This window comes from Coprococcus sp. OM06-34AC (assembly GCF_003462545.1).
Classification (GTDB): domain Bacteria; phylum Bacillota; class Clostridia; order Lachnospirales; family Lachnospiraceae; genus Coprococcus; species Coprococcus aceti.
This window is the reverse complement of record NZ_QTZF01000002.1, coordinates 145,973-168,498: the sequence shown is the minus strand read 5'-3', so window position 1 is coordinate 168,498 and position 22,526 is coordinate 145,973. Positions and strand designations below refer to the sequence as shown.

Genomic DNA, 22,526 nt, shown 5'->3' with positions numbered 1-22,526 from the left:
AGCAGTGATTGCTCAAACAGCAGAACGTTCATAAAAGGGCATGCTAAATGAGAAAAAAGAAGGAGAAGTAGAAAGATGAGTTACAGAGACACATATGATTTTTGGATGACAGATGATTATTTCGATGAGGACACCAAGAAGGAGCTTGCAGCCATAGCCGATGATGAGGCTGAGATCGAGGACAGATTCTATCGTGATCTTGTATTTGGAACTGGTGGACTCAGAGGTGTGATAGGCGCGGGAACCAACAGAATGAACTTCTACACCGTCCGCAAGGCTACACAGGGTCTTGCAAACTTCATTGTGAAGCAGAATGCGCAGGACAAGGGCGTGGCAATAGCATACGATTCAAGAAAGTATTCTCCAGAGTTTGCAGCAGAAGCAGCTCTCTGCCTGTGTGCAAATGGAATCAAGTCATATCTCTTTGAGTCACTCAGACCTACACCTGAGCTTTCATATGCAGTCAGAAAGCTTGGATGTACAGCAGGTATAGTTATAACAGCCAGCCACAATCCACCAGAGTACAACGGTTACAAGGTATACTGGGAGGATGGCGCGCAGATCACGGCTCCAAAGGACAGAGAGATCATCGCAGAGGTTAAGGCTGTAACAGATTTCCATACAGTAAAGACCATGGATAAGCAGGAGGCACTTGACAAGGGCCTTCTCACTATCATAGGTGCCGAGATAGATGACGCGTATATGGAGGAACTCAAGAAGCAGATCATTCATCCTGAGATCATCAAGGAGCAGTCAGAGAACATCAAGATCGTATACACACCGTTCCACGGAACCGGTCTTGTACCTGTAAAGAGAGTCCTGTCCGAGCTTGGTTTCAAAAACGTATACATTGTTCCTGAGCAGGAGCTTCCAGACCCTGAGTTCACAACGCTTGAGTATCCAAACCCAGAGGATCCAAAGGCATTTGAGCTTGCCCTCAAGCTGGCAAAGGAGAAGAATGCGGACATAGTTCTCGCTACAGATCCTGATGCAGACCGTCTTGGAATATACGCACTCGATACAAAGACAGGCAAGTATATGCCATTTACAGGAAATATGTCAGGACTTATAATCGCTGAATACCAGTTCAGAGAGAGAACAAAATGCGGTCTCATGCCAAAGAATCCGGCCATGGTCAAGACTATTGTAACCACAAATATGGCTGATCCACTGGCTGCAGATTACAATGTCAACCTCATCGAGGTTCTAACAGGCTTCAAGTTCATCGGTGAGCAGATCAAGTTCTTCGAGCAGAATAATTCATACAATTTCGTAATGGGTATGGAGGAGAGCTACGGATGTCTCGTTGGAACATACGCAAGAGACAAGGATGCTCCGGTTGCAGTTATGTGTCTCTGCGAGGCTGCTGCATACTGCAAGAGCCAGGGAATCACTCTGTGGGATCACATGCTTGATCTCTATGAGAAGTACGGATATTACAAGGAAGGCCTCTACACAATAACGCTCAAGGGTGTTACAGGAGCAGAGAAGATCCGCAAGATCATGTCCTCACTCAGAGCTGAGTCACTTACTCAGATCGATACACTCAAGGTTCTCAAGGTTCGTGATTACGAGAAGAACACGATCACAGATCTTGCCACCGGAGAGGTCACAGAGTCAGGACTTCCACAGTCCAACGTTCTCTACTACGACCTTGAGGATGGCGCATGGGCATGTGTACGTCCATCAGGAACAGAGCCAAAGATCAAGCTGTACTACGGAATCAAGGGAACAAGCCTTGATGATGCAGATGCAAAGCTTGAAGCTCTCCAGACAGCACTTGTTGAGAAGCTCAACAAGCTGGCAGAGTAGCATAAGTATAATATATAGCAAATACAAAAAAGCGCCGTCTGGTCTGGTGACCGGACGGCGCTTTGCTGTCCTTATACGATGACGTCGAACTGTATGTAGTCTCCCTGATCGGTATTTACCGTGTCGAGATATATTTTACCATTGTACTTGTCGGTCAGTTTTTTCAGGTTGTAGAGACCGTAACCATGGCCATGTCTGTCTCCGGTTTTGGTGGTATATCCCGGTGAGAACATATTCTGGCGGAATTCGTTGGTTTTGACGGAACCCTTGTTTCTTGTTCTTATTTCTATCTGGTTCTGCCTGCTGTCCAGGTACAGATATGCAGTGCCAAATGGGGCGGTCGATTTAAGCGCATTATCGATCAGTATACCGATGATCCTGATCAGTTCATACTCCGGCATTCGGCTCTTCAGATCCCTGGATGCCACCTGGACTACGAGCTCCTTCTGATCCTTCTGTGCCTCCGTGATCTTGCTGTACACAAATCCGGCTACAACGCTCAGGTTGATCTTGAGCAGATCACAAATGGCCTCTGTAAAGGAATAAAAAAGGTCGGTTATATTACAAGTCAATTGCAGAAAATATAATTCTTTTAGTTAATACCGCCATAATAAAACGGCTGCAATATACATCTGCGCAACAAAGTGATATAAATTGCAAGATTAAATATTGAATTTAAAAACTGCTTAATATATTATACAAATAACAATAAATTAGCTAAAAATAGCCTAATAAAATGAACGGAAGATAAATTGTGGATAGATAAAAAGGAAAAATCTGTGTGGCCTGTGAGGTCAGGAAAGGGGTAGAAGATGGACGCAAAGCAGAGATACGAGATGTGGCTTGGCAGCGATCAGGTAGATGATGTTACGAAGCAGGAGCTCGTAAACATAAAGGATAATGAAGCGGAGATTGAAGATAGATTTTACACAAACCTTGAGTTTGGAACAGGTGGACTTCGAGGCGTGATGGGAGCGGGAACGAACCGCATGAACATTTACACGGTTCGCATGGCAACACAGGGAATTGCTAACTACCTGGCGAAGATCGGAATATCAAAGCCATCGGCAGCGATAGCATTTGACAACAGGAATAATGCTTCTCTGTATGCTTTTGAGACTGCACTCTGCCTGTGCGCAAATGGCGTGAAGGTGTATCTGTTTGATGCGCTCCGCCCGACACCGGAGCTTTCATTTGCAGTGAGACATCTGCACTGCAATATCGGCGTGAATATAACGGCAAGCCACAATCCAAAGGAATACAACGGATATAAGGTTTACTGGGATGATGGAGCTCAGATAGTATCTCCGCAGGATAAGGAAATCATTGCAGAGGTCAACAAGATAGAAGATTTCTCCGTGGTTAAGACTATGGACAAGGGCGCTGCAATAGATGCAGGACTGTTGAATGTGATCGGTCAGGAGATTGACGACGCATATATAGGAGAGCTTCACAAGCTTGTCATGAATCCGGAGGAGATTCAGAAGGCGGGAGATCTGAAGATCGTATATTCTCCGCTTCACGGAACAGGCCTTAAGCCTGTTACAAGAGTTCTCAGCGAACTTGGTTTCAAGGATGTACATGTCGTTGAGGAACAGGCTGTTCAGGATGGTAATTTCCCAACTGTAAAGTCCCCAAATCCTGAGGGCGCAGAGGCGTATGCCCTGAGTCTTGAGCTGGCGAAGAAGGTCGGCGGAGAGCTGATTCTTGTCACAGATCCTGATGCGGATAGGCTTGGAATGTATGGATATGACAGCAAGAATAATGAGTATAAAGAATTTACGGGCAATATGTTCGGTGCGATCCTCTGTGATTACGTGCTGATGCAGAGATCCCAGAGCGGAAGACTGCCTGAGAATCCGGCGATTGTAACTACGGTTGTTATCACCAATATGGTCAAGGAGATATGTAAGAAGTACGACACTTTCTGTGACTGCAACAACCTGATCGGATTTAAGAATATAGCATCGAGAATGAGGGCTTATGAGCAGACTGGTGAACACAATTATGTGTTCGGGCTTGAAGATACATTTGGATGTCTGCCTGGTACATATGCAAGGGACAAGGACTCGGTTGGAACGCTGATGCTTCTCTGTGAGGCTGCGGCATACTACAAGAACCGTGGCATGACTCTGTGGGACAGAATGGTTGAATTGTGGCAGGAATATGGTTACTACAAAGAGAAGGTTCAGACCATGAAGTTTGATGGACGCGAGGGTGCTGCAAAGATACAGTCTATGATACAGACGCTGAGAGATAATCCGGTGCAGAAGGTCGGAACTTACAGCGTGGAGAAAATCTACGACTACAAGCTTGGAACAGAGACAGACGCAGCGACAGGCAAGTCCGAGGCGGCGGAGCTTCCAAAGTCCAACATGATATATTATCAGCTTGCGGATGGCGCATGGTTCCTTGTGAGACCTTCAGGCACAGAACCGAAGATTAAGTTCTACCTCGGGGTAAAGGGAAGCTCTCAGGAGGATGCGGCAGAGCAGCTTGACGAGCTTGCGGTAAATGTGAAGGCGATGTTCTCGTAAAACGGGATGACTGGTAAGAAACGGAATGGCTGGCAAATAAATGTCAGCAGAAAATAGGTTAGAAGATCGCGGTAGCTACTAAAAATAATTACAAGGTGGAGGTAAAAAAGATGGGTTACATGGACGAATACAAGTTCTGGCTTGAGTCAGACTGCTTTGATGAGAAGACCAAGGAAGAACTTAGAAGTATCGCAGATGATGACAAAGAGATCCAGGACAGATTCTACAAGAATCTGAAATTTGGAACCGGCGGAATGCGCGGAATCATGGGTGCTGGAACCAACAGAATGAATATATATACAGTTACAAAGGCAACACAGGGACTTGCAGATTACATACTTGAGGTCGGCGCGGATGCTGCGGGGAGAGGTGTTGTTATAGCACATGACTGCCGAAATATGTCAGCAGAGTTCACAGAGGCATCAGCTCTGTGCCTCAATGCAAATGGCATAAAGACTTATGTGTTTGATGCACTCCGCCCTACACCGGAGCTTTCATTTGCAGTGAGAGAGCTTGGATGTATAGCCGGAATCGTGGTAACAGCAAGCCACAATCCACCTGAGTACAACGGCTACAAGGTGTACTGGGAGGACGGCAGTCAGATCGTATCTCCTCAGGATCAGGATATCCTGAAACATGTGGCGAATGTTGAGAGATACGAGGATGTCAAGACCATGGATAAGGACAAGGCTATCGCAGACGGCCTGTTCTGTATGGTTCCTACGAGTGTTGATGAGAATTACTATCAGGCACTCATAAAACAGACCATCCACGGCGATATCATTCCGAAGGTTGCAGACGATATCAAGATAGTATACACACCACTTCACGGAACAGGAAATGTACCTGTAAGGGAAGTGCTAAAGAGACTTGGCTTCAAGCACGTATATGTTGTAGAGGAGCAGACTGTTCCTGACGGAGACTTCAGCACGGTCAAGTCACCAAATCCAGAGGAACCATCAGCATTTGCCATGGGAATAGACCTGGCAAAGAAGGTGGATGCGGACGTTATCATGGCCACAGATCCTGATGCAGACAGACTTGGAATATACGTCAAGGACAGTACGGGAATTTGGAAAGACACGGAATTTGCAGATGATCCTGCATATCCATATGTCCGCTTTAATGCCAATATGACAGGAGCCTTGATCGCAGAGTATGTCTGCCGTGAACAGAAGGCAGTCGGCAAACTGCCGGAAAATGGTGCTATCTGTAATACAGTAGTCAGCACCAATCTTACAAAGGCGATAGCAGAGAATTACAATCTGAAATATATAGAGACACTCACCGGATTCAAGTACATAGGTGAGCAGATCCTTCTCTTTGAGAAGAACAACACATACAAGTTCATCTTCGGAATGGAGGAGAGCTTTGGATGTTTAGTAGGAGACTACACTCGTGACAAGGACGCTTGCGCAGCCGTTGTCATTTTATGTGAAATAGCAGCATTTTATAAGCTGCAGGGAGAAACCATCTGTAATGCCATGGAAGAGGTTTATCACAAATATGGCTATTACTTTGAAGGTTCGTTTGGGATAACTCTAAAGGGTGTAGATGGTGCAGCACAGATTAAGGAGATGATGGAGAACTTCAGGAACCATCCACTTACGAACTTTGCAGGTATCAAAGTTACCGGCATGAGGGATTATGTGAGCGGAATCCGCAAGCCGTTTGATGGCGAAGAGGAGCACATGGGCCTTCCAAAATCAAACGTGCTGTACTATGAGCTGGAAAATAATGCGTGGTTCGCGGTTAGGCCTTCCGGAAACGAACCAAAGATCAAATTCTACTTTGGCGTGAATGAAAACAGCCTAAAAAATGCCATGTCAAAGATAGACGAGATGAAAGCATGTGTGCAGGAGCTTGTTAAATAAACAATCACAAAGTATGGCAGAATTTACTGCCGAAAAATAAAAACATTCCTTCCATATACTACAAAAATTAACATACAAATGCACTTTCCAGCCAATGCGCTGAACAAGAGGGATCTCGGCTTTGAGGCTGAGGTCCCTTTTGTAAAAGTAAAATATAGTTAAAAATACTAAAAACTGTTTAAGAATTAACTAAAAAATGTTATAATATATAAAGTAACGGCAGTGTGTGGCAAACGCGTACAGGAGTAGTATAGGAGATTATATGCCAGAAAAAGAAATAGAAAAAGAAATAAAAAAAGAGAAAGAAATAGAAAAGAAAAATATAAAAAGTATCGCTGGACATATCATCGATGAGAAAACCGATGAAAAAGAGAAACGAGAGCCGGAGAGCGTCTTGGATGTGGATGAGCATATGTCTGAGAAACAGAAACTCAGCCTTATGAACAAACAGCAGAAAAAGGAATACATACTGGAGTATTATGCTCCGAAGGCTCTATTTGCACTTGTTGTTGTGGGCATAGTTGTATTCCTTGTTGTAAAACATTTTACGGCGGAATCTGCGGCACTCAACATCCTTGCGGTCAACACTACACAACAGGAATCCGCGGCGAATGACAAGGCGTATTATGAGGAATTCCTCAGTGAAAATGGTCTTGATGCGGAGAAGGAATATGTCAGTATAAGTACAGGAATCGGCGTGTCAACTGATCCGAATGATGCCATGAGTCAGGATAGTCTACAGCTTATACAGAACAAATTTATGGCGAATGCGGTGGACGTGTTCTTTGCCGACACAGACCTTGTCATGAGTTTTGGAGAGTTCGGATATATGCAGGATCTTGATAAGGTGCTGACTGATGAACTGAAAGAAAAGTATAAAGATTCGTTTGTGTATGCAACGGTTATTGAAACGGGTGAGAAGATACCTGTCGGAATAAAGATCGGTGATAATTCCTGGGTGAAGGATACCGGCTGGTATGAAATGGATGCTGCAGTGGGATTTGGCGAGAATGCCAAGAATATGGATCTTGCACTTGAATTTCTTGAATACATAAGCAGAGAGTGATACCCATAAATAAAACGAGGAGACTATAGATACATATGAGCATAAGATATGATGAGGCAAACAGAATATTTGAACTTGATACGAGAAACACGAGTTATCGTATCGGAATCGCCGATGAAGAGGGATTTGTCGGACATATATATTATGGACAGAAGATCCGTCCGCAGAAATGTGATCAGTTTTTGAGAACGTGTGAGGCTCCTTTTGTTCCGTCCAAGAATAACAGGGAGAGATGTTCATTTATGGACACATTTCCGACAGAGTATTCCGGAAATGGAATAGGAGACTACAGGGAGAGTTGTATTGCGGTAAAGACCGCAAATGGCAGCAGAACCGTTGATCTGAAATTTGTGGATTACGATATTGTAAATGGAAAGCCGGGGATTAGTGGCCTTCCGGCATCATTTGCGGGAGAAGAGGAGGTTCAGACTCTCGTTGTCCATATGATGGATGGGGGATGTGGCATTGATGTTGACCTGATATATTCTGTGTTTGAGGATGAGGATGTTATAACCAGAAGTGTGAGCGTGAAAAATGCAGGTGATAGGGATATCAGGCTCACAAAGGTATATTCTGCATGTATAGACATGGATGACGAGGATTTTGAGATGCTCACTCTTCATGGCTCATGGGCCAGGGAGAGACAGATTGAGAGACGCCCGATAGCTTATGGCAAGCAGAGTGTAAGCTCTCTCCGAGGTGAGTCATCCCACCAGGACCATCCGTTTATGGCATGGATGACAAAGGGTACAGATCAGACTACGGGTGATGTATATGGAATGCATTTTGTGTACTCGGGTAACTTCATCGCACAGATAGAGAAATCACAGTTTGATTCCATACGCGCAGTCATGGGCATACATTCAGAGGGATTTGAGTGGTGGCTCACGCCTGGAGAGACGTTTACAGCGCCTGAGGTTGTGCTTACATACAGCCATGATGGACTTGGACAGATGACTAGAAATCTTCATGATTTTTACAGATGCCACATGATAAGGAGCAGATATCTTCATCAGAAGAGACCTGTCCTCATCAACAACTGGGAGGCTACATATTTTGACTTTGATACCGATAAGCTCCTTGCGATAGCGAAGAGTGCGGCAGAACATGGAATAGAGATGCTGGTCATGGATGATGGCTGGTTTGGACATAGAAATGATGACGCCACAAGTCTTGGAGACTGGTTTGTAAATGAAAACAAGATCAAGGGCGGTTTGAAACATCTTGTTGATGAGGTGAATAAGCTGGGGCTGAAATTTGGAATATGGATGGAGCCTGAAATGATTTCTCCTGATTCTGAACTTTACAGAAAGCATCCTGACTGGGCGTTTGCGGTTCCGGAGAGAACGGCTACATTATCGCGAAATCAGTACGTGCTTGATCTCTCGAGAAAAGAAGTTAGAGACTACGTGTATGAATGTGTGCATAACGTGATATCATCCGCAAATATTGAGTATGTTAAGTGGGATATGAACAGACAGCTCACGGATATCGGCAGCGTAGAATTCACCGAAGACAGGCAGGGAGAATTGGCTCACAGGTATGTGCTTGGAGTATATGAGCTGCAAGAGCGCCTTGTTAACGATTTCCCAGATCTTTTGCTTGAGAACTGCTCGGGCGGTGGTGCAAGATTTGACCCTGGCATGCTTTACTACAGTCCGCAGATATGGTGCTCCGATGACACGGATGCCATAGAGAGACTTTCTATACAGGAGGGAACGGAACTGATATATCCGCTTTCGACCATGGGCGCCCATGTGTCGGATTGCCCTAATCACACAGTTGGAAGGAGTACACCTTTTATGACCAGGGCACATGTGGCTCTGGCGGGAACATTTGGCTATGAACTCGATATCACAAAAATAAGTGAAGAAGAACGTGCGATGATCCCTGAGCAGGTGTCTATGTATCATAAATATAATGACCTTGTAAGGGAGGGTGATTATTATAGGGTTGCATCGTACAGGGAAAATGGACTGTATGATTGCTGGATGGTTGTTGCAAAGGATAAGAGTGAGGCGTTGGTGACTTACGTTCAGGTGCTTGGAAGACCTAACGTACACAGTAGAAAGATAAAACTTTTAGGGCTTGACGTGACTGCTGGTTACAGACTTGACGGAACGGAGAAAGTGTATGGGGGAGATCTCCTCATGAATGCCGGAATGCTCATTGAAACTATGCGTGGAGATTATATGAGCAGACTGTATCACTTTGTACTTGACAATAGTTTAACTTAAAAATAAAATAAAAATTAAGTTATTTAACCACGTGAAAAAATAAAGTGAGAAGGACTAGTTATGGCAAAATCAGTAAAATTGGGAGACATAGCTGCCATTGTTGGCGTGAGTACCGTGACGGTCTCAAAGGCACTTTCAGATCAGAAGGGTGTCAGCGAGGAACTCAGAGCACAGATCAAACAGTTGGCAGATGAGATGGGATACCAGTCACCATCTGAGATCAGAAAGAAGACGGCAAAGAAAAAGTATAATATTGGTGTTCTCATTCAAGAGATATACCTTGGAAAGTATCCGTCGTTCTATTGGCAGTTATATCAGGTGCTTAACAAAAAGGCGGTGGCAAGAGGCTGCTTTACTATGCTGGAGTTTGTTTCCAGAGATAGTGTATTGAATGCTGAGATGCCTATGCTCTTGGAGGATGACAAGGTTGATGGAATAGTTGTTGTAGGTTCCATGGGTAAGGAATACCTGGAAAAACTGGAGAAGACAGCCAAGGTTCCTGTAGAATATGTGGATTACTATGACAATTCGAGACCGATAGACACGGTTATAGCAAATAGTTTCTATGGAAGCTATATGCTGACTAATTATCTGTATGATATGGGACATAGAGATATTGCATATGTTGGCACGATAGGTTCAACGAACAGTATAACTGACAGATATTTGGGCTATATAAAGTCTTTGTTGGAGCATGATATTCCGCTCAGAGAAGACTGGGTTATTCCGGACAGAGATGTGAAGACGGGTCAGTTTGACGAGGAGAACTGTTTTAAACTTCCAAAGAATATGCCTACAGCGTTTGTGTGCAACTGTGATCTTGCGGCAGCTACGCTCATAAAGATACTCAATGCTGCGGGCTACAGAGTTCCTGAGGATGTGTCCGTTGTGGGGTTTGATAATTACATGTATCCTGGAAGCTGCGATATAGGCGTGACCACATACGAGATCAATATGCAGGAGATGGCAGAGAGAACCATGCATAAGATTATAAAAAAGATATCCAACGAAAAATATACTGATGGCATATTTGTCGTGGATGGACGAATCGTGGTAAAAGATAGCGTTGCCAGAATAGAACGATAATGGAACGATAATAAAACTACATATCAATTGTAATGCAAATCGGAAATAGACACCGGTGCAGCCTGCTTGAAAGACAGCGGAGTTGTACCGGTGTCTTTTTTGAACAGATTTATAAAATGGTTTGTGTTCTCGATTCCAACCTGGGATCCGACCTCGTGGACGGACAGATCTGTTGTGAGAAGGAGCCTTTTGGCAGCATCGATCCTGCGACTGTTGAGATAGCGCATAGGTGATTCACCGAAGTGAAGTGAAAATTCTCTGCATATCCTGTATCTGCTGATCCTGTAAGTTGCCTCGAGGTCATCAAGCGACATCGGTTCGGCGTAGTTTGTATCCATCTGATTCTTTATCGATAAAAGATAAGAAGGCACACAATCCATCTTCTTGGATGAGTTTTCAATAAATACACATAATTCGGTCAGGATATCATTGAACCATTTGGAAATTCTGAAAATATCGGTGGCAGACAACTCCCCCTGGAGTCTGCTTATCAGTGAAAGATGGCTCCAGAGTACAGAGGCTCCGGCAGAGTCCTTTTTATAATATATGGATTCGGGGAGAAACTCGTGATACAGGCGAAGCGGAGCTCCGAAGATGAATGCCTCGTAGAAACGACACTTGCCGTTCGTGGCGTATGTTATTTCTGATCCTGCCTCAAAAAGCGCGGCTGTATTCTTGGAATATGATGATTTGCTGCTACCCGATGTTACTGTAAGAGTTCCTTCATATATATAGAAGAAATGGTAACACGGAATGAAAGAGAAGGTATAACTGCATGAATAAGCAAAAGAAATATCGCCGTTGGCCAGAAGATGAATCAGGCCATCGCTTGCCATTGATTCTTCATATGTAAAGAACGCACTGTGGAATCTTGCGTTCTCAATATCTTTCTGAATATTGTAACCTGACAGTACAGTGCAGGAAATTAATTCTTTAGCTAACATGCAAACCACCTCCTATCCATAATAATACAATTATTAAACAATCATCACAAGCTAAAAGCGATATAAATTAGTGGCTAATTAGCTAAAAAAACAATAAAATGCTAATTAAAGATAAAAATATATAGATAAAATGTCTATATGATATTGAAAAATAATAATGATAATGGTAAAATTAACGAAAAGTACAAAATACTGTGATTAAAAACAAAATTGAGTGATGACTAAAAAGTAAATTAATGTATACTTAATATAAAGTTAAAAACAAAGAAGGTTTTAAGGAGGACAAAACTATGAAATCAAAGCGTATTGCATGTATCGCAATGGCTGGTCTTATGGCAGCATCACTTGCAGGTTGTGGAGGCTCAGACAGCGATAACAAGGACACAACAGAGGCAACAAAGGCTGCCACAGAGGCAGCAGGAAGTGATTCAGCAGATGACACAACAGCTGATGCTGAGGGAATCAAGTCATATGCAGACATCCAGTTAGGAACAGACTTCACAGATCTTTCAGCGGAGATCAAGTTCTACAACAACAGAACTGATATGGACTCAGATGACTACGGCGGAAAGAACTGGAAGCAGTATCTTGAGGACTTCAACAAGGAGTACCCAAATATCAAGGTTGATGTTATCACAGATACAAACTATGCAGAAGATGCTCTTACACATCTTCAGTCAGGAAACTACGAGACAGTAATGTGTATCCCGGCAGTTGACATGGCAGACCTTTCAACATATTTCATGTCATATGGCGATTATGATACAATGAGCAGTCTTGTAAATTACTCAAACAGATGGCTGTATCAGGGTCAGGTATATGGTGTACCTCTTGCAGCTACAACACAGGGTATCGTATACAACAAGAAGGTATTTGCTGATGCAGGTGTGACAGACGTACCTAAGACACCAGAGGAGTTCATCGCAGCTCTCAAGGCCATCAAGGAGAAGAATCCAAAGTGCATCCCACTTTACACAAACTATGCAGCAGGCTGGACAATGGGAGCCTGGGATGATTATATCTCAATCACAGCAACAGGCGATGCTACATACAAGAACCAGAAGTTAGCCCATACAAAGGATCCATTCAAGAACTATGGCGACGATACACATGCTTATGCAGTATATAAGATTCTTTACGATGCAGTATCACAGGGACTTACAGAGGATGATTACTCAACAACAGATTGGGAGTCATGTAAGGGAATGATCAACAACGGCGAGATCGGATGTATGGTACTTGGTTCATGGGCATACCCACAGATGGAAGCAGGCGGACCTAACGCAGACGATATAGGATACATTCCTTTCCCTATCTCAGTAAATGGTAAGCAGTACGCTTCATCAGGTGCAGATTACTGCTACGGTATCAACGTAAACGCTTCAGATGATGAGAAACAGGCAGCTCTTGTATTTGTTAAGTGGATGACAGAGAAGTCAGGATATGCTTACAACGAGGATTCACTTGCACTTGTTCCTGGTTCAGAGTCAAAGATCTCATTCGACGGTGTTGACTTCGTTGCAGACGAGGCAGCTCTTGAGGGCGAGGAGGATTACCTCAACCAGCTCAACTCAGAGTCAGAGCTTAACGTAAGCAATGGTGGTAACGACAAGATCCAGGCCATCATCGAGCATGCTGCAAACGGCGACATGTCATTCGACGATATCATGGCTGAGTGGAACCAGAAGTGGTCAGATGCTCAGGAGTCATTAGGAATCGAAGTTACTGAGAAGTAATAAAGATTTCAATATAAATAAGTAAGAATAAGCTACAGACCGGGGCGGGGGTTGCCCGCCCCGGTTTATTTTGAGAAAAATGTCATCAAACGAGTATTTGATGACAGGCTACCAGCAGTGTAGCTCATGATTATAAAAAGGCGGTGGAATGAGTATGGCTAACAAAAAACAATCCGGCTTTGGTAAATGGGCGTCAAGCAGGAAGGGGCAGCAGGTTATAATATGCGCAGCCTTCGCAATTATCCCATTGCTTTTGCTATTAGTATTTACATATATACCATTCGGAGAGATGGTTAAATTTAGTTTCTACAAGATGAAATATACGACGCCTGTAGAAAAGAGAGAATTCGTAGGATTAGAAAATTATATCGATGTGTTCACAAGAAAAGACTGTTTCGGTGCATTAAAGCTCAGTTTGTATTACATCGTAGGAGCACTTGTACAGTTAGTGCTTGCACTTTTTCTTGCAACTCTTCTGAGTTTCAAAGTAAAAGGTGGTAACCTTTTCAAGGGATTTATTTTCTTCCCTTATCTTATCAGTGGTATCGCTGTAGGTTTCATTTTCAAATTCTTCTTCACAAGAGGATTCGTGTTTGACTCAATCCTTCAGTTGTGTGGATTTAGCTTAGACAACCTTCCATACTGGCTCAAAGACCAGAGTGTCAACAACTGGACACTGGTTTCAACCTCGGTCTGGAGATACCTTGGACAGATGATGGTTCTCTTCATTGGAGCTATCATGTCGGTAGATGCAGAACTTTATGAGGCGGCAGAGCTTGATGGTGCAAATAAATTCCAGCAGTTTAAATATATCATACTGCCAAGTATCAAGACAATCGTTACATTAAATGTAATTTTAGCAATAACAGGATCACTCAGTGCTTTCGAGCAGCCTTTCGTTATCACAACAGGTGCAAACGGAACAGGTACTTACTTCATCATCATGAACAAGATAGCACATACAAGCCAGAAGGTCGGTCTTGCTTCAGCAATGGCCGTTGTACTTCTCCTTATCATACTTATATGTGCTGCGCTTCAGAAGCTGTTCTTTGAGTACATCTTCAAGGATTCAAGCTCAGATGATGAGAGTTATAAGGCAAAGAAGCTTCGCAAGAAACAGGAGAGAGATACCAAGAAATACATGAAGCAGATGACTGCTTCTGCGAAGGGAGGCAAGTAACATGGCAAGAGGAAAGACAGATGTGCCAGGCATAGCACCAATAAAAGAAAAACGAACCGTTGGATATTATGTAAGAGGTTTCCTCAAGTACTTTGTACTCATATTCTTCTCACTGTGTGCGGTTGTACCTCTTATATCATGTGTTACAACAGCCTTCAAGACAACAGATGAGTATAAGGCTACTTCAGTAATGGAACTTCCTGAAAGCTTTCTGAACTTCAGCAACTTTGTAAAGGCATTCACGACTGCCAACATGGGACGTGCATTCCTCAACTCAGTAATAGTCATGGTATGCGTACTTATCGTGTCAGTTGTAATAGGAACACAGCTTGCATATGTGCTTAATAGATTCAAGTTCCCGGGAAACGGCTTTATCAGAACACTTTTCCTTGTGGCATCATTGCTCCCTGCAGTTGCTATGCAGGTTACAGTCTACAACATCATGGGTGATCTGAGATTCATAGATCACTTATATGGTTACATCATCATGAGCTGTGGTACAGATGTTATCTCGATCTACATCTTTATACAGTTCATGGAGAACATATCAGTATCTCTTGACGAGTCAGCTATCGTGGATGGTGCATCATACTGGACCATCTACTGGAAGATCATACTTCCACTTCTCAAGCCGGCTATCGTTACTGCTTGTATACTGAAAGGCGTTGTAATCTATAACGAGTACTACGCTGCAAACCTTTACCTCATAAGCCCGGAGATCAAGACAATGGCTATCTCACTTTACAAGTTCGTAGGACCTATGGGCAGCCAGTACAACCTGATATGTGCAGGTGTTATCATATCGATCATACCGGCACTTATAGTATTCATCTGCTGTCAGAAACAGATCTACAGTGGTATTACACAGGGTGCTGTAAAGGGTTAATAATTTATTAGAAGAAGAGAGTTCATGAATATGAGAAATGAAATTCAAAAAGAATTAATAGATGCTATCATCCCATTCTGGGAGGCCCTGAGGGATGATGAGTACGGCGGATTTTATGGGTATATGGATTATGACCTCAACCTTGATAAAAAGGCTGAGAAGGGTTGTATTCTTAACAGTAGAATTACCTGGTTCTTCGCAAGTGCGTATAAGGCACTCAAGGACCCGAAGCTTCTAGATGAGGCTGCTCATGGATATGAATTTCTGAAAGAATATTGTATAGACAGGGAATATGGCGGAATATATTGGTCCATGAATTACGATGGTTCACCCAAAGATACGACAAAACACACCTACAATCAGGCATTTAGTATATATGCCTTATCCGCCTATTACGAAGCTTCCGGCGATTCGGAAGCTTTGGACCTGGCCCTGCAGCTTTTCCATACAATAGAAGAGAAATGTACTGACGAAGGTGGCTATCTCGAGGCATTTACAAGAGAGTTCAAGCCAGAGTCAAATGATAAGCTTTCTGAGAATGGTGTTCTCGCAGAGAGAACAATGAACACACTGCTCCATGCACTTGAGGCTTACACAGAACTTTATAAGGTATCCAAGGATTCCAAGGTAAAGGAGCGCCTGAAATGGCTGCTCGATGTATTTGCTGATAAGGTATACAATCCGGAGCTTAAGAGACAGGAAGTGTTCTTTGATAAGGATTATAACTCTCTGATCGATCTGTACTCATACGGACATGACATTGAGACATCATGGCTCCTGGATAGGGCGACCGAGGTGCTTGGAGAGACAGAGTACACAGAGAAGATTACAAAGATAACAGATATCCTTGCAGAGCAGATATATGAGCTTGCTTTCGATGGACATTCAGTTCTGACAGAATGTGAAAAGGGCGTGCCATACACGGTAAGAGTATGGTGGGTTCAGGCGGAATCAATAGTAGGATTTATAAATGCTTATCAAAAGTCGGGTGATAAAAAGTATTACGAGGCTGCCGAGAAAGTCTGGGAGTACATAAAGGAATATTTTATCGACAAGAGACCGGGATCAGAGTGGTTCTGGGATCTGAATGCAGATGGAACACCGAGAGTCGGACGTCCTATAGTTGAGCCATGGAAGTGCCCATACCACAACGGCAGAATGTGCCTTGAGATTATGAGCAGACTCGCTGACGGCAAGTAGATAGCGTTCAATTGCTTTCAAATTATAAGGAGAATGCCTAAATGATGAATGAGAAATATTATGTAGAGCTTGACAAACTGAACAAGCTTCTTGAGAGAAAGAATAAGAAGACAGATTTCTATAATGGAATCTATGACAGATATGAGTACCCTGTACTCACAAGAGAGATGATACCTCTCACATGGAGATATGACTTAAACCCTGAGACAAATCCATACTTCATTGAGCGTCTCGGAGTTAACGCTGTCATGAACTCAGGTGCTATCTACCTGAACGGCAAGTATTATCTTGTCGCAAGAATAGAGGGAAATGACAGAAAGTCATTCTTCGGCGTAGCTGAGAGTGACAACGGTATCGATGGATTCCGTTTCTGGGATTATCCAATCCTTCTGGATGATGTATGTCCTGAGGAAACAAATGTATATGATATGAGACTGACACAGCACGAGGATGGATGGATCTACGGTGTGTTCTGTTCAGAGAGCAAGGATACAACTGTAAATGACCTCTCAGCAGCAGTTGCAGCAGCAGGTATCGTGAGAACAAAGGATTTAAAGCACTGGGAGCGCCTTGACAACCTCAAGACTCTGCGTTCCCCACAGCAGAGAAATGTTGTACTTCACCCTGAATTTGTGGATGGCAAGTACGCATTCTATACACGTCCAATGGATGATTTCATCGAGACAGGAAGCGGCAGCGGAATAGGATTCGGTCTCTGTGATGATATAGAGCATGCGGTTATAGACGAGGAGAAGATGACAAGTCTTCGTAAGTACCACACTATAACAGAGGCAAAGAACGGTGCAGGTGCACCTCCAATAAAGACAGACAAGGGCTGGATCCACATCGCACATGGTGTGAGAAACACAGCTGCCGGTCTTAGATATGTACTCTACGCATTTGCAACAGACCTCAATGATCCTTCAAAGGTTATCGCTGAGCCATCAGGAATGCTCATCGGACCTCGTGGTGAGGAGAGAGTCGGCGATGTATCCAACGTTGTATTCACAAATGGCGCCATCGTAAACGAGAACAACGAAGTGTTCATCTACTACGCATCAAGCGATACAAGAATGCATGTTGCAACAACAACAGTTGACAGACTCATCGACTATGTATTCAACACACCTGCTGATCCGGGAAGAAGCGTTGAGTGTGTAGCGCAGAGATGTGAGCTGATCAGGAAGAACCTTGAGTTCCTTAAGAATACAGACAAGTAAGAAAGTATAATATATGGGCTGCCAGATGAAACAGCACGTTGGTTAGTATGCCCTTTGCCTGTGCAGATACCATATAACGTGATAATAAAATAAAAAATCCGGCTAAAATGCCGGAAGAAAGAGGTACTTATGTCAGAAGTAAAAATGTTCAGCGAGCCTGTGCCAAACGTGCCATGGCAGGACAGACCGGCAAATGACAATCATGACGCTCCAATCTGGAGATATACAGAGAATCCTATAATAGGAAGAAATCCGGCAAAGGGTGTTGCAAGAATATTCAATAGTGCAGTAGTTCCATTTGATGGAAAGTTTGTTGGAGTATTCAGAGGTGAGCAGGTGAATGGAATTCCATACATCTACCTCGGAGAGAGCGAGGATGCTATCCACTGGAATATCAGCGAGGAGAAGATCAAGTTTGTTGATGAGAACGGTGAAGAGTTCATGCCTATATACGCATATGATCCAAGACTTGTAAAGGTAGAGGATACATATTATGCAATCTGGTGCCAGGATTTCTATGGTGCAGCGATAGGCATCGCAAAGTCAAAGGATCTCAAGACATTTGTGAGAATCGAGAACCCATTCCTTCCATTTAACAGAAATGCAGTTCTCTTCCCAAGAAAGATCAACGGTAATTTCGTGATGCTGTCACGCCCAAGTGACAGTGGACACACACCATTTGGTGATATATTCGTAAGTGAGAGTCCTGATATGGTTTACTGGGGTAAGCACAGACATGTCATGGGCAAGAGCAGCGAGTGGTGGGAGTCACTCAAGATTGGCGGCGGTGCAGCCCCTATTGAGACTTCTGAAGGATGGCTGTTATTTTACCATGGAGTAGCGGGAACATGTAACGGTTATGTATACTCAATCGGTGGAGCAATCCTTGATATCGACAACCCATCGATCGTTAAGTATCGTTGTGAGAACTTCCTTCTCACACCAGAAGAGTGGTACGAGGAGCGTGGATTTGTTCCTAATGTATGCTTCCCATGTGCTACTATTCACGACAGCGAGTCTGGAAAGATCGCCATTTACTACGGTGCAGCTGACAGCTATGTTGGCCTTGCATTCACAAAGCTTGATGAGATCGTAGATTACATCAAGTCGCACAGTGTGGTAACAACTTCTGATACCGAGATCGGTAGAAGATAGTTAGTTATAGATCGCTATGAGCCCCTACTCATACGCGGCAATTGTATTATTTTTTTCTCATTTCCCAAGGCGGTGCCCGCCGCCTTCGGGGCCCCTCTAAAAAGAAATGTAATGGCAGGTGATTGCCAAAACTTTTAGACTATGACAGCCTGGCAGTAAGCCGGGCTGAATTTGATTCTGAGGGTTTTGGCAATCATAAAAACTAAAAAGGCAGAAAAAAGACTGTAATATGTAGAAAAAAGACAACAGACGCAATAAAATAGCAGTTACATACATTATCATGGAAATGACGAGTGAAGAAGTCATGGTCAGTGTAAAAATGTGATTTCTTCACCGTCTTATATAGAACAGGCAATTGGGGAATGGTGTAATCAGTAACAGGTGTACATATTCGACATTGTCATGGTTCGGACATTTGAGCCCGCCGGTACTTAGATGGCGCGTTAGCGGCATCTTAGTATCCGCTGCAGGGCGAAACGAGCGGGAGCGTTCCGAGCCCGACAAGTCGGATGTGTACACCGTACGGATATGCACACAATTGCCGTACGTCAAAAGGAGGAAAATGACAATGAACAAGGAAATACTTTTTTTAAATCCCGTGTTTACGCACAATATCTGGGGCGGTACAAAGCTCAGAGAAGAATACGGATATGATGTTGAGGGCGATGATATAGGTGAGTGCTGGGGAGTTGCGGCACATGAGAATGGCAACTGTACAGTGAAAAATGGCGAGTTTGCAGGTCAGACGCTTGCCGACTTATGGGACAGCCACAGAGAGCTGTTTGGCGGTATAGACGGTGTCAGATTCCCACTGCTTATCAAGATAATCGATGCAAAAGATGATCTGAGTATTCAGGTGCATCCGGACGATGCATACGCAGCAGAACATGAGAATGGTTCATTTGGCAAGATGGAGTGCTGGTATATTCTTGACTGCAAGGAAGATTCAACACTTGTAATTGGTCATAATGCAAGGACAAAGGAAGAATTGTGTGATATGATCGAAGGTAAGAAATGGAAGGAATTTATCAGAGAGATCCCTGTTAAGAAGGGGGATTTCATTCAGATAGATCCCGGTACAGTACACGCGATCAAAGGAGGAATTACACTTCTTGAGACACAGCAGAACAGTGACATCACATACAGAGTTTATGATTATGACAGACTGAGCAATGGAAAGCCTAGAGATCTGCACGTAAAGCAGAGCATAGATGTTATAACAGTTCCTGCAAAGCCGGTTGAGGACAGCGTTATAAGTGTCAAGGCAGATAAGGCAAATGAACTCTGTGAGCTTATAAGCTGTAAGTATTACACAGTATACAAGCTGGATGTTGAGGGAAAGGCAGAGCTGAATGTGGGCGACAAGCCATTCCTCATCATGTCTGTAGTTGCGGGAAGTGGAACAGTGGATGGAAACGCTATAAAGAAGGGTGATCACTTTATCCTGCCAAACGGATACAGCAACCCAGTGTTTGAGGGCAATATGGAGATCGTAGCATCCACAGTCAGCAAGTAAGATCCTGCCTTTGGAAGAGAATGTCAAGGGGGATAGTTATGAAGAGAAAGACGATAGGTGTTCTGGTAGGCGGAATCACGGATGATTTTACGAGGCTGCTCTGTCATGGGGTTATAGAGAGAGCAAAGACACTTGATGTCGATATAGTTGTTATTCCGGGTAAGTTTCTTGACCGGGAATACCCAGAAACGTCAGATATATATTATGAATATCAGTATCAGACACTGTTTTCCTATGCTACAAAGGAGAATCTGGACGGCGTTATTGTTGCATCGAGTTGTATTGGCTGCTTTGCAACCAAGGAGCGTATCAGCGAATTTATGAAAAGATATCTGAAGATGCCGTGCGTGATAGTGGCTGCAGATGAGCCGGATCAGATTTGTGTCAGATATGACAATGGAGCAGGCATAAGAGAAGGACTCAATTACATGATCGAGGAACTTGGTTATACAAGAATAGGCATGATAGGCGGTCCGGACTCCAATTATGATGCAAAGGAGAGAAGGAGAACCTACATTGAGGTGCTTGAGGCTCATGGAATAGAGTTTGATCCGGGACTTTATGTGGAGGGCAATCTTACATCGGAATCAAAAGAGGTTTTCAGAGATATTCTGGACAGAAATCCGGATATGCAGGGAGTGTTCTGTGTGAATGATTCCTGTGCATCTGGTTTTTATGAAGAACTTAAGGCGAGGGGCATTCTGCCGGGAAGAGATATATCAGTCATGGGTTACGATGATATTGAGTGGGCTACACAGATATATCCGACGCTCTCGACTGTGCGTGCAGACGCGGGAAAACTTGGCTCAGAGGCTGTAAATCTTATGGTCAGGCTTATTGATGGCAAGCAGGTTGAGAGTAAGATACTTCCTACTGAGTTTATCAGAAGGGATTCATTCTGTAAAAAAGGCGGATCAAGAAAACGTAGTAAGAATGTCATTGAGGGATATCTCTCAATGAACCATATGCTCTCAGAGCAGTGGGAAGAGCGGAATAAAACTCAGTTCAAGATGAAGACATTTATCCAGAAGGTCTTGAGCTTTGACAGAGGCAACGACAGAAGTTATGGAGAGATTCTTGGCACCATGGACTGGCTGGACATAGAGAATGCATTTATATTCTTATATAAAGAGCCAATAATACATCTGATCGGTGAGCCATTTGAACTGCCTGACCAGTTATATCTCAAGACTAAGGATCTTAAAGAGAAGGTCAGCAGTGTGATCACTGTGAACCAGAAGGTGTCATCATCAAATCTTTATGATTTTGAGAGCCTCGGTGTGGAAGGAGCTGGAATATATGTACTCTTGCCGCTGTATTCCAACGAAATACTCTATGGAGTTCTTCTGTGTGATCTCACGGAAGGAGTTCTGGTGAATGGGGAGTTTCTTGGAAACCAGGTCTCAGCTGCTGTCAAGATGATCAATCTGCTCAAGACGAACGAGGAGATCATGAAGCGCCTTGAGGAGAGTATGGCGATCTTGCAAAAAAATAACATTATGCTTGACAATCTGTCAAAACAGGATCCCCTTACAGGAATCATGAACAGACGAGGTTTCTTTGACAGATCATTACAGCTGCTCAAGGAATGTGAGGAGCAGAAAAGGACGGCTACGGTATTCTACGCTGATATGAACAGTCTCAAGATCATCAATGACAGATATGGACATGATGAGGGTGATTTCTCTCTTAAAACCATAGGAGATATTCTGATCAAATCTGTAGGCGATAATGGAATCGTAGGCAGAATAGGTGGAGACGAGTATTGCTGTCTTGTACTCGGCCTTAAGGACTCTGACGCTGCAGATGCATTTGCTGAGGAAGTATACAGTTCATTTGAGAAGTTTAATGAGCACTGTGATAAGCCTTATAAAGTGAGTGTATCGCTTGGAAACTGTCAGATCGTAGAATATAACAAGAAAGGTCTTCAGAATGCCATGACTATGGCAGATGAGAAGCTGTATGAGGTGAAGAAGTACAGGAAGAAGGATGTTGTTAAGGTTAAAAATTGATAATTTATATAATAAATAAAAGGTATGATCAGGTTGCGTTGAGTGCAGCTTGATCATACCTTTTT

Annotated in this window: 16 protein-coding genes; 14 read left to right on the top strand and 2 right to left on the bottom strand. The window is 43.5% G+C overall.

The window, feature by feature from the left end; genetic code table 11:
* Nucleotides 1-75 precede the first annotated feature (75 nt).
* A complete protein-coding gene (locus DXB91_RS03965) occupies nucleotides 76-1,812 on the top strand; it encodes a phospho-sugar mutase (protein ID WP_022216152.1) in 1,737 nt (578 codons plus the stop codon).
* 71 nt (nucleotides 1,813-1,883) lie between these two features.
* On the opposite strand, the gene DXB91_RS03960 is transcribed toward DXB91_RS03965, so the two are convergent.
* The gene (locus tag DXB91_RS03960) at nucleotides 1,884-2,384 is read right to left on the bottom strand and encodes a sensor histidine kinase (RefSeq protein ID WP_243003510.1); all 501 of its coding nucleotides are present in this window, start codon (nucleotides 2,382-2,384) and stop codon (nucleotides 1,884-1,886) included.
* A gap of 240 nt (nucleotides 2,385-2,624) precedes the next feature.
* Between DXB91_RS03960 and DXB91_RS03955 the strand changes: the two genes are divergently transcribed.
* The 5 genes from DXB91_RS03955 (at nucleotide 2,625) to DXB91_RS03935 (ending at nucleotide 10,612) form a co-directional block, all read left to right on the top strand.
* Nucleotides 2,625-4,349 (top strand): phospho-sugar mutase, encoded by a 1,725-nt coding sequence (locus tag DXB91_RS03955; RefSeq protein WP_118016880.1) that lies wholly within the window; start codon nucleotides 2,625-2,627, stop codon nucleotides 4,347-4,349.
* A gap of 110 nt (nucleotides 4,350-4,459) precedes the next feature.
* Nucleotides 4,460-6,223: a phospho-sugar mutase gene (locus DXB91_RS03950; protein WP_118016879.1), complete on the top strand. Its 1,764-nt coding sequence runs from the start codon at nucleotides 4,460-4,462 to the stop codon at nucleotides 6,221-6,223.
* Between the two features lie 262 nt (nucleotides 6,224-6,485).
* Entirely contained in the window at nucleotides 6,486-7,289 is an 804-nt protein-coding gene (locus tag DXB91_RS03945; protein WP_118016878.1) for a hypothetical protein, read from the top strand.
* Nucleotides 7,290-7,324: 35 nt separating this feature from the next.
* Nucleotides 7,325-9,526, top strand: coding sequence for an alpha-galactosidase (locus DXB91_RS03940; RefSeq protein ID WP_118016877.1), 2,202 nt, complete (start codon nucleotides 7,325-7,327; stop codon nucleotides 9,524-9,526).
* 60 nt (nucleotides 9,527-9,586) lie between these two features.
* Entirely contained in the window at nucleotides 9,587-10,612 is a 1,026-nt protein-coding gene (locus tag DXB91_RS03935) for a LacI family DNA-binding transcriptional regulator (RefSeq protein WP_022216158.1), read from the top strand.
* Nucleotides 10,613-10,635: 23 nt separating this feature from the next.
* Here DXB91_RS03935 and DXB91_RS03930 read toward each other — a convergent pair whose 3' ends face one another.
* The gene (locus DXB91_RS03930) at nucleotides 10,636-11,556 is read right to left on the bottom strand and encodes a helix-turn-helix transcriptional regulator (protein ID WP_118016876.1); all 921 of its coding nucleotides are present in this window, start codon (nucleotides 11,554-11,556) and stop codon (nucleotides 10,636-10,638) included.
* A 290-nt stretch (nucleotides 11,557-11,846) separates the two neighbouring features.
* Between DXB91_RS03930 and DXB91_RS03925 the strand changes: the two genes are divergently transcribed.
* The 8 genes from DXB91_RS03925 to DXB91_RS03890 all read left to right on the top strand — a co-directional run bounded on the left by DXB91_RS03925 (nucleotide 11,847) and on the right by DXB91_RS03890 (nucleotide 22,461).
* Nucleotides 11,847-13,292, top strand: a complete 1,446-nt coding sequence (locus tag DXB91_RS03925; protein ID WP_118016875.1) for an ABC transporter substrate-binding protein — start codon at nucleotides 11,847-11,849, stop codon at nucleotides 13,290-13,292.
* A gap of 148 nt (nucleotides 13,293-13,440) precedes the next feature.
* Complete coding sequence (locus DXB91_RS03920) at nucleotides 13,441-14,472, top strand: carbohydrate ABC transporter permease (protein ID WP_117875444.1); 1,032 nt, start codon at nucleotides 13,441-13,443, stop codon at nucleotides 14,470-14,472.
* Between the two features lies 1 nt (nucleotide 14,473).
* Nucleotides 14,474-15,358 carry a carbohydrate ABC transporter permease gene (locus DXB91_RS03915; RefSeq protein ID WP_022216162.1) on the top strand — a complete coding sequence of 295 codons (885 nt, stop codon included), beginning with the start codon at nucleotides 14,474-14,476 and terminating at the stop codon, nucleotides 15,356-15,358.
* Nucleotides 15,359-15,382: 24 nt separating this feature from the next.
* Nucleotides 15,383-16,558 (top strand): AGE family epimerase/isomerase, encoded by a 1,176-nt coding sequence (locus DXB91_RS03910; RefSeq protein ID WP_117875443.1) that lies wholly within the window; start codon nucleotides 15,383-15,385, stop codon nucleotides 16,556-16,558.
* Nucleotides 16,559-16,599: 41 nt separating this feature from the next.
* Nucleotides 16,600-17,778 carry a glycoside hydrolase family 130 protein gene (locus tag DXB91_RS03905; RefSeq protein WP_118016874.1) on the top strand — a complete coding sequence of 393 codons (1,179 nt, stop codon included), beginning with the start codon at nucleotides 16,600-16,602 and terminating at the stop codon, nucleotides 17,776-17,778.
* A 129-nt stretch (nucleotides 17,779-17,907) separates the two neighbouring features.
* A complete protein-coding gene (locus DXB91_RS03900; RefSeq protein ID WP_022216164.1) occupies nucleotides 17,908-18,933 on the top strand; it encodes a glycoside hydrolase family 130 protein in 1,026 nt (341 codons plus the stop codon).
* Nucleotides 18,934-19,501: 568 nt separating this feature from the next.
* Complete coding sequence (locus DXB91_RS03895) at nucleotides 19,502-20,449, top strand: type I phosphomannose isomerase catalytic subunit (RefSeq protein WP_022216165.1); 948 nt, start codon at nucleotides 19,502-19,504, stop codon at nucleotides 20,447-20,449.
* Nucleotides 20,450-20,487: 38 nt separating this feature from the next.
* On the top strand, nucleotides 20,488-22,461 hold the full coding sequence (locus DXB91_RS03890) for a GGDEF domain-containing protein (protein WP_243003509.1): 1,974 nt from the start codon (nucleotides 20,488-20,490) through the stop codon (nucleotides 22,459-22,461).
* Nucleotides 22,462-22,526: the final 65 nt, after the last annotated feature.